The sequence below is a fragment of the Nocardiopsis algeriensis genome (assembly GCF_014203695.1).
Taxonomy (GTDB): Bacteria; Actinomycetota; Actinomycetes; order Streptosporangiales; family Streptosporangiaceae; genus Nocardiopsis; species Nocardiopsis algeriensis.
In genome coordinates this window covers 425,370-440,212 of the sequence record NZ_JACHJO010000003.1, presented here as the reverse complement: position 1 = coordinate 440,212, position 14,843 = coordinate 425,370, and the positions used below count along the sequence as shown (strand labels likewise).

General features: G+C 71.9%; 12 protein-coding genes. 1 reads left to right on the top strand and 11 read right to left on the bottom strand.

Translation table 11 applies throughout. From position 1 onward, the window contains the following. Positions 1-19 precede the first annotated feature (19 nt). Complete coding sequence (locus FHS13_RS06445; protein ID WP_184289009.1) at positions 20-697, bottom strand: MBL fold metallo-hydrolase; 678 nt, start codon at positions 695-697, stop codon at positions 20-22. Between the two features lie 464 nt (positions 698-1,161). Here FHS13_RS06445 and FHS13_RS06440 point away from each other — a divergent pair, with 464 nt between their 5' ends. Further along, a complete protein-coding gene (locus FHS13_RS06440; protein WP_184289006.1) occupies positions 1,162-2,394 on the top strand; it encodes a DUF349 domain-containing protein in 1,233 nt (410 codons plus the stop codon). 68 nt (positions 2,395-2,462) lie between these two features. Here FHS13_RS06440 and FHS13_RS06435 read toward each other — a convergent pair whose 3' ends face one another. From FHS13_RS06435 to carB, 10 genes are all read right to left on the bottom strand, one after another. After that, positions 2,463-3,125 carry a DUF11 domain-containing protein gene (locus tag FHS13_RS06435; RefSeq protein ID WP_184289003.1) on the bottom strand — a complete coding sequence of 221 codons (663 nt, stop codon included), beginning with the start codon at positions 3,123-3,125 and terminating at the stop codon, positions 2,463-2,465. A gap of 153 nt (positions 3,126-3,278) precedes the next feature. Further along, the gene (gene metK / locus FHS13_RS06430) at positions 3,279-4,472 is read right to left on the bottom strand and encodes a methionine adenosyltransferase (protein ID WP_184289000.1); all 1,194 of its coding nucleotides are present in this window, start codon (positions 4,470-4,472) and stop codon (positions 3,279-3,281) included. 240 nt (positions 4,473-4,712) lie between these two features. Continuing rightward, positions 4,713-5,930, bottom strand: a complete 1,218-nt coding sequence (gene coaBC, locus FHS13_RS06425; RefSeq protein ID WP_184288997.1) for a bifunctional phosphopantothenoylcysteine decarboxylase/phosphopantothenate--cysteine ligase CoaBC — start codon at positions 5,928-5,930, stop codon at positions 4,713-4,715. A gap of 25 nt (positions 5,931-5,955) precedes the next feature. Then, the gene (rpoZ, locus tag FHS13_RS06420) at positions 5,956-6,222 is read right to left on the bottom strand and encodes a DNA-directed RNA polymerase subunit omega (RefSeq protein ID WP_184288994.1); all 267 of its coding nucleotides are present in this window, start codon (positions 6,220-6,222) and stop codon (positions 5,956-5,958) included. Between the two features lie 116 nt (positions 6,223-6,338). Next, on the bottom strand, positions 6,339-6,926 hold the full coding sequence (gmk, locus tag FHS13_RS06415) for a guanylate kinase (protein ID WP_184288990.1): 588 nt from the start codon (positions 6,924-6,926) through the stop codon (positions 6,339-6,341). A gap of 639 nt (positions 6,927-7,565) precedes the next feature. Beyond that, complete coding sequence (gene mihF, locus FHS13_RS06410; RefSeq protein ID WP_184288987.1) at positions 7,566-7,889, bottom strand: integration host factor, actinobacterial type; 324 nt, start codon at positions 7,887-7,889, stop codon at positions 7,566-7,568. A gap of 404 nt (positions 7,890-8,293) precedes the next feature. Continuing rightward, complete coding sequence (gene pyrF / locus FHS13_RS06405; RefSeq protein WP_184288984.1) at positions 8,294-9,010, bottom strand: orotidine-5'-phosphate decarboxylase; 717 nt, start codon at positions 9,008-9,010, stop codon at positions 8,294-8,296. Between the two features lie 308 nt (positions 9,011-9,318). Beyond that, the gene (locus tag FHS13_RS06400) at positions 9,319-10,254 is read right to left on the bottom strand and encodes a dihydroorotate dehydrogenase (RefSeq protein ID WP_184288981.1); all 936 of its coding nucleotides are present in this window, start codon (positions 10,252-10,254) and stop codon (positions 9,319-9,321) included. Between the two features lie 43 nt (positions 10,255-10,297). Continuing rightward, a complete protein-coding gene (locus FHS13_RS06395; RefSeq protein ID WP_184288979.1) occupies positions 10,298-11,197 on the bottom strand; it encodes a dihydroorotate dehydrogenase electron transfer subunit in 900 nt (299 codons plus the stop codon). Between the two features lie 335 nt (positions 11,198-11,532). Next, complete coding sequence (carB, locus tag FHS13_RS06390; RefSeq protein ID WP_184288976.1) at positions 11,533-14,835, bottom strand: carbamoyl-phosphate synthase large subunit; 3,303 nt, start codon at positions 14,833-14,835, stop codon at positions 11,533-11,535. Positions 14,836-14,843: the final 8 nt, after the last annotated feature.

Below are 14,843 nucleotides of genomic sequence, written 5' to 3'. Positions count from 1 at the left end.
CCGCGGCGCGAAGGAGCACTCAGGCGGAGGCGCCGCGCAGGTACGGGTTGGTGGCGCGCTCGCGGGCGACGGTGGTGGCGGGGCCGTGTCCGGGCAGGATCCGGGTGTCGTCGGAAGCCGCCAGGACGGCCTCGGCGAGGCTGCGCGCCATCGCGGCGGAGTCGCCCCCCGGGAAGTCGGTGCGGCCGACGGATCCCGCGAAGACGAGATCACCGGAGAACATGACGGGGGCGCCGCCCTCGTCGGAGACCGTGTAGACGACCGATCCCGGGGTGTGGCCGGGGGTGTGCCGGACGGAGATCTCCAGTCCGGCGTACTCCAGGGTTCCCCCGCCGCCGGTCTCCACCAGGTTCTCCGGCTCGCTGTGGGGGCCCGGCCCCAGAAGGGCGGAGAGCTGGGCGGCGAAGCCGGCGTCGACACCCGCCGCGGGTTCGGTGAGCAGGTGGCGGTCGGCAGGGTGCACATGGACCGGGGTCCCGTGCCGTCCGGCCAGCTCGGCCGCCGACCACACGTGGTCGAAGTGGCCGTGGGTGAGAAGGATCGCGGCCGGGGTGAGCCCCTGCTCGGCCAGCACCCGGTCGACCGGGGCCGAGGCCTCCTGGCCCGGGTCGACGACGACGCACGCACCACCCCGAGCCGGTGCGAGCACGTAGCAGTTCGCGGCGAGGGGGCCGGTGGGAAGCGCGGCGATGAACACGGCGGAAGTCGTCCTGTCCTTCGGGAGTCGGTCTTCCGGCGGCGGCGCACCCACTTCTTCCGGGCCGCCCTGACGCCGGTACCCCAGAGCCTACCGACGGGTCGGGAAAGCAGCACGCCGCGAGGGTCGGCGAATGCTTTTGATCACCATTCGATCACCGCGCGCGCCCGGGCTCTTTGCCAAACCGCGCGGTAGTGCCATATTGGTCACGGTCCAGGTGTGTGCCCGGGCCCCGACCTGCGCGTCCCGACGAAGCGGACGGGCCGGCGAGGCCGACCGGGCGGCACCGGGCCCCGAGGCAGGCCGCGCACAGACAGGCCTGCGCATACGGTGAGACACGGCGCGTCGTTCCCACCGAACCGCGGGAGCGCCGTGCCCGGCACGGCAGGCACCGCCGCGGATCGCGCGGACACGCCGCGACGCCCCGAACCCGCGCAGCGGGTTCACGACAGCAGGAGGACACGGTGACCACGGACCCTTGGGGCCGCGTTGACGACGACGGCACGGTCTACGTGCGCACGAGCGAAGGCGAGCGGGTCGTCGGATCGTGGCAGGCGGGGGAGCCGGAGGAGGCCCTGGCCTTCTTCCGCCGCAAGTACGATGCACTGGTCACCGAGGTGGAGCTGCTGGAGAAGCGGCTGCGCAGCACCGACCTGTCCGCCTCCTCCGCCATGTCGAGCATCGACAAGCTGCGCACGGCGGTCCGGGAGGCCGGCGCCGTCGGCGACCTGGACTCCCTGATGGCGCGGCTCGACGTGCTCGCCGACCGCGCCGAGGAGCGCAAGGTCGAGCAGAAGCAGGCGCAGGAGAACGCGCGCGAGCAGGCCCGGGAGACCAAGGAGCGCATCGTCGCCGAGGCCGAGCGGGTCGCGGTGGAGACGACGCACTGGAAGTCCGGCGGCGAGCGGATGCTCCAGCTCATCGAGGAGTGGAAGAAGGCTCCCCGGGCCGACCGGCCCACCGAGCAGGCCCTGTGGAAGCGCATGTCGGCGGCCCGCAACTCCTTCTCCAAGCGGCGCAAGGCCTACTTCGCCGGCCTGGACCAGGAGCGCGAGGAGGTGCGCGCCGTGAAGGAGCGCATCGTCGCCGAGGCCGAGGCCCTGTCCGGCTCGGAGGACTGGGGGCCCACGGCCCGCGCCTACCGCGACCTGATGCAGCAGTGGAAGCGTACCGGCCGTGCCGACCGTGCCAGCGAGGACAAGCTGTGGGCGCGCTTCAAGGCCGCCCAGGACCGCTTCTTCGACGCGCGCAACGCGGTCTTCGCCGAGCGCGACGCGGAGCTGCGGGTCAACGCCGAGGCCAAGGAGAAGATCCTCGCCGAGGCGCAGGCGGAGATCCCCGCCATCTCCGACCCCCGCCGGGCTCGCGCCCGCCTGCGTGACTACCAGGAGGCCTGGGAGGCGGCCGGAGAGCTGCCGCGCGACGTGCGCGACCAGCTCGAGGGTGCCTTCCGCCGGATCGAGGACGACGTGCGCCGCGCCGAGGACGCCGAGTGGAAGCGGACCAGCCCCGAGGCGCGGGCGCGCGCCAAGGACACGGTCGACCAGCTCGCGTCGGCGATCTCCGGCCTGGAGGCGAAGCTGGAGAAGGCGCGCGCCGCAGGCGACACCAAGCGCGCCAAGGAGGCCGAGGAGGCCCTGGATGCCCGGCGGGCGTGGCTGGCCGAGGCGGAGAAGGCCCTCGACGAGATGAGCTGACCGGGGCGGCCCGGGTGAGCGGTGCGGAGGCGGGTCGCGTTGCGGCCCGCCTCCGGCGCCTTCCGGGCCTACCTGTTCACGTCCATGTGGAGGACGTTCGAGCGCCCGGGAAAGGTGCGCAGGTCAGGGACCTCTCCGGGGGCGTGCTCCCGGGGCTCCTCGGACCGGGGCGCCTCGTTCCGCCTCTTCAGGAGGCGACCCAGCACGGCGATGCCGAAGGCCGCGGCGACGAAGCCGAGAACTCCCGCCAGGGCCCATCCGAACGGCAGCACCGCCTGGACCCGGTGCGACTCGGCCGAGCATGCGGCCAGTACAGCGCCGGGAGCCGGCCTGAGGCAGGCCGTGGTGACCGGGCGCCGGGCGCCCTCGGGGAAGCCGGTGACCTCTCCGGTCATCCTCAGGGAGGCTCGCTCCCCCGGGGCCAGGGACCGGGTCCAGGTGATCTTCCGCTCCTCCACCGCGGCGTCCCCGCTTCCGGAGACGTGGCGCACCGTCGGCGGCAGGTACTGCACCACCTGCGCCTCGGGCAGCTCCTCCTCGCCGGAGTTGCGCACCCGGATCGTGTACTCGATCCTGTCCCCCGGCCGCAGCCCCTCCTCGTTCGAGGTGGTGCTCTCCAGGGTGATGTGCAGGCTGCCCGTGCCAGGGATCTCCCCGGTCTGTCCCGGGGCCCCGGGCGCGGCCACGAGCGCGGCCAGGCCCACCGCTGCCACTGCTGACGCCACGGCCATGACGCTTCCTCCGCTCTCCACCAAGAGAAACTCTTCGTGTCTATGTGATAGCACAGAGTAACTTGACGGGAGGTGTGCCGTGAGCGGGTCCGCGACGCGCACGAGGGGCGGGCGGCCGAACGGCCGCCCGCCCCTCGTGCGCATGCGGAGGCCTCAGACCCCCACGAAGGAGCGCAGGGCCTCGGCCCGGTCGGTCCGCTCCCAGGTGAACTCCGCCAGCTCACGGCCGAAGTGACCGTAGGCGGCGGTCCTGGAGTAGATCGGGCGCAGCAGGTCCAGGTCGCGCACGATGGCGGCCGGGCGCAGGTCGAAGACCTCCTTGACGGCCTTCTCGATCAGCTCGGGGGCGACCTGCTCGGTGCCGAAGGTCTCGATGAACACGCCCACCGGGTGCGCCTTGCCGATGGCGTAGGCGACCTGGACCTCGGCGCGCTCGGCGAGCTCGGCCGCGACGATGTTCTTGGCGACCCAGCGCATGGCGTAGGCGGCCGAACGGTCGACCTTCGACGGGTCCTTGCCGGAGAAGGCGCCGCCGCCGTGGCGGGCGTAGCCGCCGTAGGTGTCGACGATGATCTTGCGGCCGGTGAGGCCGGCGTCGCCCATCGGGCCGCCGATCTCGAAACGCCCGGTCGGGTTGACCAGGAGGCGGTAGTCGTCGGAGGCCAGACCGAAGGAGGCCACGACCGGCTCGATGACGTGTTCGCGGATGTCGGGGGCGAGCATCTCGTCCAGGTTGATGTCCGCCGAGTGCTGGCTGGAGACCACCACGGTGTCCAGGCGCACAGGGGTGTGACCCTCGTACTCCACGGTGACCTGGGTCTTGCCGTCGGGCCGCAGGTAGGGGACGGTGCCGTCGCGGCGGACCTCGGACAGGCGCTCGGCGAGCGAGTGCGCGAGCTTGATCGGCAGCGGCATCAGCTCGGGGGTCTCCCGGTTGGCGTAGCCGAACATCAGGCCCTGGTCGCCGGCGCCCTGCTTGTTGAGCTGGTCGTCCTCGTGCCCGACACGCGCCTCGTAGGCGGTGTCGACACCCTGGGCGATGTCGGGCGACTGGGCGTCGATGGAGACATTGACCCCGCAGGAGTCACCGTCGAACCCCTTCGCGGAGGAGTCGTACCCGATCCCGAGGATGGTCTCGCGCACGATGGCGGGGATGTCGACGTAGGTCTGGGTGGTGACCTCACCCGCGATGTGGACCTGACCGGTGGTGATCAGCGTCTCGACCGCGACCCGGCTGGCGGGGTCGTGGGTGAGCATCGCGTCGAGGATCGCGTCACTGATCTGGTCGGCCATCTTGTCGGGATGGCCCTCGGTGACCGACTCGGAGGTGAAAAGGCGGCGGGACACGTTGCGTGACTCCTTGCAGCGGCTGCTGGCTGACATGTGCGGTGCGGCCAGGCGCCCCGGCTCCCTGCCGGGGAGGCCGATACCGACCGGCGCGGTTGGTTATCTGGTCCACTGTAACGGGACCGCTGGGGGCGGGACTCCCCGAGGGCCTGGCGGCTGTTCACGGGACACCCGTTGGCAGTCTGACTTACCCGGTGGTAGGAATCCAGTCCCCGACGTGGGCGGTTCCCGGGAAACCGGTCAGTCGGGCAGCCGTTCCGCGACCAGGTCCCACACCCTGTCGGCGAGATCCTCCTTGGGACCGCGGGGAATCTCCACCGCCGTGCCGTCCGGTCCCAGGACCACGGCCTGGTTGTCCTCGGTCCCGAAGGCGCGCCCGCCTCCGACCTGGTTGACCACGAGCAGGTCACAGCCCTTCCTCGCCAGCTTGGCGCGGCCGTTGGCGAGGACGTCGTCGGTCTCCGCCGCGAAGCCCACGACGGTCTGCGCCAACCCCTCGCGGTCGCGGGAGGCGACCAGGCCGGCCAGGACGTCGGGGTTCTCGACGAGCTCGACGGGGGCCGGGGCCGAGCCGTCCTTCTTGATCTTGGAGGCGGCGCTGGCCGCGGGCCGGAAGTCGGCGACGGCCGCGCTCATCACGACGGCGTCTGCTCCCCGCCGCTCGGCCTCCATGGCGTCGGCCAGGTCGAGCGCCGACTCCACTGGGACGACGCGCACCCCGGCCGGGTCGGGCAGGGCCACGTTGGCGGCGACCAGTGTGACCTCGGCGCCGCGGGCGGCCGCGGTGCGTGCCAGGGCGTAGCCCTGCTTGCCGGAGGAGTGGTTGCCGATGAAGCGGACGGGGTCGATGGCCTCGCGGGTCCCGCCGGCCGAGATCACCACGCGGCGGCCGGCCAGGTCGGGGGCCCTGCCTCCCCGCCGCAGGACCATGCGGGCGGCCTCGAAGAGCTCGGCGGGATCCGGCAGGCGGCCCCGGCCGGTGTCGGCGCCGGTGAGGCGGCCCACCGCCGGGTCGAGGACGACGGCACCGCGCGAGCGCAGGGTGGCCACGTTGGCCTGTGTGGCGGGGTGCTCCCACATCTCGGTGTGCATCGCGGGTGCGAACACCACGGGGCACCGGGCGGTGAGCAGGGTGTTGGTGAGCAGGTCGTCGGCCAGGCCCGCCGCCGCCTTGGCCAGCAGGTTGGCGGTGGCCGGGGCGACGAACACGAGGTCGGCCGTCTGGCCGATGCGCACGTGCGGGACCTCGTGGACCGCGTCCCACACCCCGGTGGCGACGGGCCTGCCCGACAGGGCGGCCCAGGTGGGCTCACCGACGAAGCGCAGCGCCTCCTCGGTGGGCACGACCCGGACGGCATGGCCCGACTCGGTCAGACGGCGGAGCAGCTCGCACGCCTTGTAGGCGGCGATACCGCCGCAGACGCCGAGGACGACCTGTGGTTTTCCTGTGTCACTCACGTTCGGAGTTCTACCAGGCGTGTTCTCAGCTGCCCTCGTAGGGCTCGGCGGTGAGCAGACCCGACTTGATCTCGCGCAGGGCGATGGAGAGGGACTTCTCCTGGACCTGGGTCTCCACCAGCGGGCCGACGTACTCCAGCAGGCCCTCGCCGAGCTGGGCGTAGTAGGCGTTGATCTGACGGGCCCGCTTGGAGGCCATGGTGACCAGGCTGTACTTGCTGTCCACCAGCTCCAGCAGGTCGTCGATGGGCGGGTTGGTGATGCCTTCGGCGACGGGCTCGGTTCCAGCCACTTGGATTACCCCCAGGGACGGTCTTCACGATCCGGCGGGGATCCGCCGGCGTTGGTAGGCCACAGGACTCGGAGAAACTGCTCGCGCGTCCCGTGCGGCGCCGCCAGGCGGCGATATCACACCGCGGGCGCGGTGATCAACGCTAGCAGCTCGGCGCACACTTCCCGCACGGACGTGTTGACGAGAGTGGTGTCGAACTCCTTCTCCGCGGCGAGCTCGACGCGGGCCGCCTCCAGTCGGCGCCGGATGACCTCCTCGGACTCGGTGCCGCGACCGGTGAGGCGGCGCACCAGTTCGTCCCACGAGGGCGGGGCGAGGAAGACCTGCAGGGCCTCGGGCATGGTCTCGCGGACCTGGCGCGCGCCCTGGAGCTCGATCTCCAGCAGGACGGGGAGTCCGGCCGCCAGGCGCTCCTCCACGGGACGGCGGGGGGTGCCGTAGCGATTGCCCGCGAACCGGGCCCACTCCAGGAGCTCGTCCTCCGCCACGAGGCGGTCGAACTCCTCGTCGTCGACGAAGTGGTACTGGACGCCGTCCTGCTCCCCGGGGCGCGGTGCGCGGGTGGTCGCCGACACCGAGAGCCACACGTCGGGATAGGCCCGGCGCAGTTCGGCGACGACCGTGCTCTTCCCCACACCCGAGGGTCCGGAGAGGACGATCAACCGCTTGGCGGCCGGGGCAGGCTCGGTTCCGGGCTCAGACATGTGGTTCCAGGCTTCCTTCGGGCCTTGCCCGCCACGGGGCGCCTGGGGAGGTGGGCCTCGGGCTTCTCCGGCCCGGGCCGGCGCCGTCGGTGTACGGGCGGCGTGATGTGCGGGGCGTCGCTGGTAGGACGCGGGAAGCTTCATTTATACCATCGGGTAGCAGTGCGCTCCCGGCCGAACGAACAGCCGCGCACCACCACCCGATGGTCCTCAGGGCAGCAGTGCGCTCCCCAGCCGCACGAACAGCCGCGCACCACCACCCGATGGTCCTCAGGGCAGCAGTGCGCTCCCGGCCGCAGGACCGGCCACGCACCACCACCCGACGGTCCTCAGGATGCCGGTGCGCTCCTTAGCCGCACGAACAGCCGTAGGAACATCCGCGCACCACACCACCCGATGGTCCTCAGGGCGGCAATGCGCTCCCGGCCGCACGAACAGCCGCACACCACCACCCGGCGGCCCTCAGGATGCCGGTGCGCTCCCGGACTCGGAACCGGCCGCACACCGCGGCCTGATCGTCCTCGGGCCCGGCACGCAGCCGGACCCGGGGCTCACCGCACACCGCGACCGGGGGAGGCCGCCGGGGCGCGGGCGCCCGCCGCGACTGTGGGGGAAGCGGCGGAGCCCGCACCGGGGGTACTACTTGGCGAGGTCGCCGAACTCGGCCTCGAGGGCGGCGCGCTGGTTCGTGCCCAGGCCGCGGACACGGCGCGACTCGGCGATGTTGAGCCGCTCCATGATCTGCTTCGCACGGACCTTGCCGACACCGGGGAGGGACTCGAGCAGAGCCGAGACCCTCATCTTCCCGATGACGTCGTCCTCGAGGCCGTCGGCGAGCACCTGGGACAGCGAGATACCGCCGTTCTTCAGCTTGTTCTTGACCTCAGCGCGTTCTTTTCTGGCCTTGGCGGCCTTCTCGAGAGCCGCGCTGCGCTGCTCGGGTGTGAGGGGAGGAAGGGCCACGCCGGGTCACCTCGGTTTTCTACTCGTTTGTGGAGGGCGGACGCCTGCGCAAGTTAGTAGGTCCGACCCTCCTTAGGCAACGTAAAGTGCCCTTTCAGGGGCTATTTCGTCAAACCAACTACTCGTAGCAATGACTCGATTACGCACAGAAGGAAAAGTCAGGACTTTAGTCCCGATTGACCGACGGACGACCTTTGCCACCAGCAGAGGTCACAGAGGGGTGACTCAGGTCACTCTGGGCGCTCGTTCGCCATTTCGGTCATCCCCTTCGGCCCCGTCCTTGCGCCTGAAACTGTGAACCTTGGTGTTCGTTCGACACTTCGAGCGCCACCTCCGCCGTTCCCCTGCCCGACAGGGCGCTCCGACCTCCGAAGGGGGGACTCCCGGGTGCCGTTTCCGCGCCCCTAGGCTCCCTGGGACGAGCTCGCCGCGCGCCGGACCGCCGCCGCAATGGAGGCCGCCGCGGCACCGGGGTCCGGGGCCCGGGTGATGGGGCGGCCGATGACCAGGAGGTCCGCGCCCGCCTCGATCGCCTCCTCGGGGGTCGCCACTCGCGACTGGTCGCCCAGGTCCGCCCCCGCCGGACGCACGCCCGGCGTGATGAGGGTGACGTCCGGGCCCACCTCGGCCCTCACCAGGGCCACCTCCTGCGGCGAGCAGACCAGGGCGCGCGCCCCGGCTCCGACCGCCATGACAGCCAGGCGCCGTACCGCGTCCCGGGCCGGCCCGAGCAGCCCCACCTGCTCCAGATCCTTCTCGTCCATCGAGGTGAGCACCGTCACGGCGGCGATCTTCGTGTCCGGGGCGGCCTCGGCCGCAGCCCGCACCATGTCGGCCCCTCCGGTCGCGTGCACGGTCAGGATCGAGGGCCGGAGCCCCGCGACGCTGCGCGCCGCCCCCGCGACCGTGGCCGGGATGTCGTGCAGCTTCAGGTCGAGGAAGACACCGACCCGGTTGGCGCCGCGCACGGCGGCGATCACCTCGGGCCCGTGGCGCAGGTAGAGTTCCAGCCCCACCTTGACCGTGCTGACGTGTGGCGCGACCGCCGTGGCCCAGGCCGCCGCGGTCTCGATCTCCCTCGCGTCGATCGCCACTGCGATGGGCGCGGAGTGCGCGGTCATGTCGGTGTCTCTCCCATCGTGTGCCACCGGTTCCGGCCGGTGCCGCACCCGTCCCCGCGTTCTTGCCGACGCGATCACGAATGCACGTTCATCTTCGTGTGCACACCACCAGATGTGCGATTCCCCGGCCGGAGCGGTTCATGCGCCCCACCCGTGTCACTTCCCTGTAACGCTACTCAGGCGGCCGCAGGCGCATCGGCCCCGGTCCGCCCCTTCCGCCCCTCCCGGGCACAGGTGTTCGGCCGCACAGGGCCATCTCGGCGCCGTTCAGCGCGTTCCGAGCGCTTGCGCCCCGTGTGTCCGGACTGTCACGTTCCTTGCCGGTGGGCGGCACCCACCAGTTCGGACGCCTTGGACACTCCCCGGGCCTCCAGCGACTCGGTGAACTCCCGGAGCACCCGCGCGCACGCGGAAGGGTCGGAGAAGTTGACCGTGCCGACCGCCACCGCGCTCGCCCCGGCCGCCATGAACTCCACCACGTCGGCCCCGGTACGCACACCGCCCATCCCGATGATCGGCATGTCCGGCATGGCCTCGTGCACCCGGTACACGCACCCCACCGCAAGCGGACGGATCGCCGGGCCCGAGAGCCCGCCCATGCCGCCGGCCACGGCCGGACGCAGGGTCCGCGTGTCCACCGCCATGCCCCGGACCGTGTTGATCATCGACAGTCCGTCGGCCCGCGCCTCCGCGCACGCCTCGGCCAGCTCCACCACGTCGGGGACGTCCGCGGCCAGCTTGGCCAGGACCGGCACCTCCGAGCGGGCGTGCGAGCGCACCGTCCGCACCACGGCCGCCGCCCGGGCGGGGTCGTCGGCGAAGCGGCGCCCGGAGGGGGTCTCGGGGTCGGGGCACGACAGGTTGACCTCGATCGCGTCCACCCCCGCGGTGCCCGAGACCCTGCGGGCCAGTTCGCCGAACTCCCCCAGGCTCGAACCGGCCACGGACACGATGGCCCTGCCCCCGCGCGACAGCAGCCACGGCAGGTCCCTCTGCAGGAACACGTCCACGCCCGGCCCCTGCATGCCCGTCGTGCTCAGCATCCCGCTGGGCGTCTCGGCCATGCGCGGCGACGGCCGTCCCGCGTGCGGCTCCAGCATCACCGACTTGGTGGTGACGGCGCCGATGGAGGCGATGTCGAAGAAGTGGGCGAGTTCGCGGCCGGTTCCGGCGCACCCGGCGGCGGTCACCACCGGGTTGGGCAGTTCCAGGGCGCCCAGGCGGACTCGGAGGTCTGCGTTCAACGTGTCCTCTCCGGTGGTCGAGCGCGGGACCGGCCCGCGCCGGTCAGGCGATGTCTCGGGTGGATTCGGTGGCGCGGGCCGCGCTCGATCCCTTCCATCCGGGGGCACCCAGCGCGTCGAAGGGAATCGTGCCCACGTCGTCGAAGCGGACCTGCTCCCCCCGGAACACCGGACCGTCGACGCAGGAGCGCACCATGCGGGTGACGCCGTCCTCCCCCACGACCGGGACCACGCAGGTCATGCAGATCCCCGTGCCGCAGGCCATGGTCTCCTCGACCGAGACCTGGACGGGGACGCCGTGTCCTGCCGCGACGGCGGTGACCGCCCTCAGCATCGGCATGGGCCCGCAGGCGTAGACCGCGTCGGAGCGGCACTCCTCGATGACCCGGCCCAGGACGTCCGTGACCCGGCCGCGGGTGCCGAAGGAGCCGTCGTCGGTGGTGAAGACCGCCGTCTCGGCGATGCGGCGGGCGGTGATGGCGCTGAAGACCCGGTCGGCGGAGGCACCGCCCAGAACGAAGTCCACACGGCAGCCGCGCCGGCGCAGCGACTGGGCGAGCGGGAACAGCGGGGCGCTGCCGGAGCCGCCCCCCACCAGCACGCAGTTGACCGGGTCACGGGGCAGCGGGAAGGGGCGGCCCAGGGGGCCGACCACGTCCAGCAGGTCCCGCGATCTTCGCTCGGCCAGCCATGCCGTCCCCGTCCCCCGCACGGAGAAGAGGAACTCGACGGTGCCCCCGTAGTCGGGTTTGACGTCGTGAACGGCGAACGGGCGCCGCAGCAGGGTGCTGGAGTGGTCGCCGCCCACCGCCACGGAGACGAACTGGCCCGACCGGAAGCGCTCGGCTATCCCGGGCGCGACCACGGTGATGGCGTAGTAGGCATCCACCCTGCGCACGTTCAGCACGGGGCATCTGACCTGCACCGGTCCGTTGTCGCTCATCGTCTCGGGAAAGCCTCTCTCGCGCTCTGGGCCGGCGGGCACCGCGAGGTGTGCTGCGGGGCCCGCGCCGTGCGGGGGCCGGGTCCTGCCCGCCGCGAGCGGCGTGCAGGACCCGGCCCCTACAGACTAGGCCCTGTTTTTTTGGATGCTCTCGCCGTATCGGCGGAGCCGATCCTCCGGCGAACGGCCGACCAGGTGTTCCCTTGGGAGGCGGGGAGCGCAGCTCAGCCTGGTGGCTCGGCAAGCTCTCCGACGCGGCAAGGGGGCGCCTGGCGGCCGTGCAGCCCGAGACGATCCGAAGAACAGGGCCCGGACGCCCCTGGAGGCGCCCCCGGCTACGCCCTGCTCGCGGTCAGCGCCTGCGCGTGCTCCTGGAGGGAGCGCACGCCCACGTCACCGCGCACGCGGGCCTCGATCGCCTGGACCGCCGCGGCCAGCCCCTGCACGGTGGTCACGCTGGGGACTCCGCGCAGGACCGCCGCGGTGCGGATCTCGTACCCGTCCAGGCGCGGACCCGACTGCCCCGCCCCGCCGAACGGGGTGTTGACGATGAGGTCGACCTCGCCGTCGTGGATGAGCTGGACGACGGTGCGCTCACCGTCGGGGCCCGGCCCCTCGCTCTGCTTGCGCACGACCTCGGCGTGCACGCCGTTGCGGCGCAGCACCACCGCGGTGCCCTCGGTGGCCAGGATCTGGAAGCCCAGATCGGCCAGGCGCTTGACCGGGAAGATCATCGAGCGCTTGTCGCGGTTGGCCACCGAGACGAACACCCGGCCGCGCACCGGCCAGAAGCCGCTGACGGCCAGCTGCGACTTGGCGAAGGCCGCGCCGAACTCGGTGTCCAGGCCCATCACCTCACCGGTGGACCGCATCTCGGGGCCCAGGACGGTGTCGACGCCGTCGCCGTCCTTGTCGATGAACCGGTTGAAGGGCAGCACGGCCTCCTTCACCGAGACCGGTGCGTCCGCGGGCAGGTCGCCGCCGTCGCCCTCGGCCGGCAGCATGCCCTCGGCGCGCAGCTCGGCGATGGTGGCGCCGGCCATCACGCGGGCGGCGGCCTTGGCCAGCGGCACGGCCGTGGCCTTGGAGACGAAGGGCACGGTGCGCGAGGCGCGCGGGTTGGCCTCCAGGACGTTGAGCACACCGGCAGCCAGCGCGTACTGCACGTTGATCAGGCCGCGTACACCGGTGCCGCGGGCGATCGCCTCGGTGGAGCGGCGGATGCGCTCGATGTCCTCCTTGCCCAGGGTGATCGAGGGCAGGGTGCACGCCGAGTCGCCGGAGTGGATGCCGGCCTCCTCGATGTGCTCCATGACCCCGCCCAGGTAGAGGTCGGTGCCGTCGTAGAGCGCGTCGACGTCGATCTCGATGGCGTCGTCGAGGAACCGGTCGATCAGCACCGGGTGCTCGGGGCTGACCTCGGCGTTGCGCTCGATGTAGTCGGCGAGCATCTCCTCGCTGTAGACGATCTCCATGCCGCGCCCGCCCAGCACGTAGGAGGGGCGGACCATGACCGGGTAGCCGATCTCGTCGGCGGCGGCCTTGGCCTCCTCGAAGGAGTAGGCGGTGCCGTACTTGGGCGCGGGCAGGCCGGCCTCGGCCAGGACCTTGCCGAACTCGCCGCGGTCCTCGGCCAGGTCGATGGCCTCGGGGCTGGTGCCGATGATCGGCACCCCGGCCTCCTTGAGGCGGCGGGCCAGGCCCAGCGGGGTCTGGCCGCCCAGCTGCACGATGACCCCGGCGACGGGGCCGGTGAGCTGCTCGGCGCGCACGACCTCCAGCACGTCCTCCAGGGTGAGCGGCTCGAAGTAGAGCCGGTCGCTGGTGTCGTAGTCGGTGGAGACCGTCTCGGGGTTGCAGTTGACCATCACGGTCTCGTATCCGGCCTCGGAGAGGGCGAAGGAGGCGTGGACGCAGGAGTAGTCGAACTCCACGCCCTGGCCGATGCGGTTGGGGCCAGAGCCCAGGATGATGATCTTGGGCCGGTCGCCGGCCGGGACCTCGGTCTCCTCGTCGTAGCTGGAGTACAGGTACGGCGTCTGCGCCTCGAACTCGGCGGCGCAGGTGTCCACGGTCAGGTAGACGGGGTGGATGCCCAGGGCGTGGCGCAGCTCGCGGACCACGTCCTCGCTCTTGCCGGTGATCTCGCCGATCTGGAGGTCGGAGAAACCCAGCTGCTTGGCCCCGCGCAGCAGACCGGCGTCGAGCGCGGGCGCGGCGGCCAGCTCGCGGGCGGTCTCCTCCAGGCGCAGCATCTGGTCGAGGAACCACGGGTCGATCTTGGTGGAGTCGTGCAGCTCCTGGACCGTGGCCCCGGCGCGCAGGGCCTGCTGGACCTGGCGCAGCCGGTGCTCGGTGGGCGTGGCGGCGGCGCGCACGAGCTCGTCCTTGTCGCCGGGCTCACCCGCCCAGGTGAGGCCGACGCCGGACTTCTCCAGGGAGCGCATGGCCTTCTGGAGCGCCTCGGGGAAGGAGCGGCCGATGGCCATGGCCTCGCCCACCGACTTCATGGTGGTGGTGAGGGTGGGGTCCGCGCCGGGGAACTTCTCGAAGGCGAACCGGGGGGCCTTGACCACCACGTAGTCGAGCGTGGGCTCGAAGCTGGCCGGGGTCTCCCGGGTGATGTCGTTGGGGATCTCGTCGAGGGTGTAGCCGACGGCGAGCTTGGCGGCGATCTTGGCGATCGGGAAGCCGGTGGCCTTGGAGGCCAGCGCCGAGGAGCGCGAGACGCGCGGGTTCATCTCGATGACGATGATGCGGCCGGTCTCGGGGTGCACGGCGAACTGGATGTTGCAGCCGCCGGTGTCCACGCCGACCTCGCGGATGACCGCGATGCCGATGTCGCGCAGTGCCTGGTACTCGCGGTCGGTGAGGGTCATGGCGGGGGCGACGGTGATGGAGTCGCCGGTGTGCACACCCATGGGGTCGAGGTTCTCGATGGAGCAGACGACGACGACGTTGTCGTTGGCGTCGCGCATCAGCTCCAGCTCGTACTCCTTCCAGCCGAGGATGGACTCCTCCAGGAGCACCTCGGTGGTCGGGGAGAGCGCCAGGCCCTGGCCGGCGATGCGGCGCAGCTCGGCCTCGTCGTGGGCGAAGCCCGAGCCGGCGCCGCCCATGGTGAAGGAGGGGCGCACCACGACGGGGTAGCCGAGCTCCCCCGCGGCGTCCAGGCACTCCTGGAGGCTGTGGCAGATGCGCGAGCGCGCGGACTCCCCGCCGATGCGGTCGACGATCTGCTTGAAGCTCTCGCGGTCCTCGCCGGCCTGGATGGCGGCGATGTTGGCGCCGATGAGCTCGACCCCGTACTTGGCCAGGATGCCGGCCTCGTCCAGGGCAACGGCGGCGTTGAGCGCGGTCTGGCCGCCCAGGGTGGGCAGGAGGGCGTCGGGGCGCTCCTTGGCGATGATCTTCTCGATCATCTCGGTGGTGATCGGCTCGACGTAGGTGGCGTCGGCGATCTCCGGGTCGGTCATGATCGTGGCCGGGTTGGAGTTGACGAGGACGACCCTCAGCCCCTCGGCCTTGAGGACGCGGCAGGCCTGGGTGCCCGAGTAGTCGAACTCGGCCGCCTGTCCGATCACGATCGGACCGGAGCCGATCACGAGAACGGAGGAAAGATCACTACGGCGCGGCATGCTCTTTG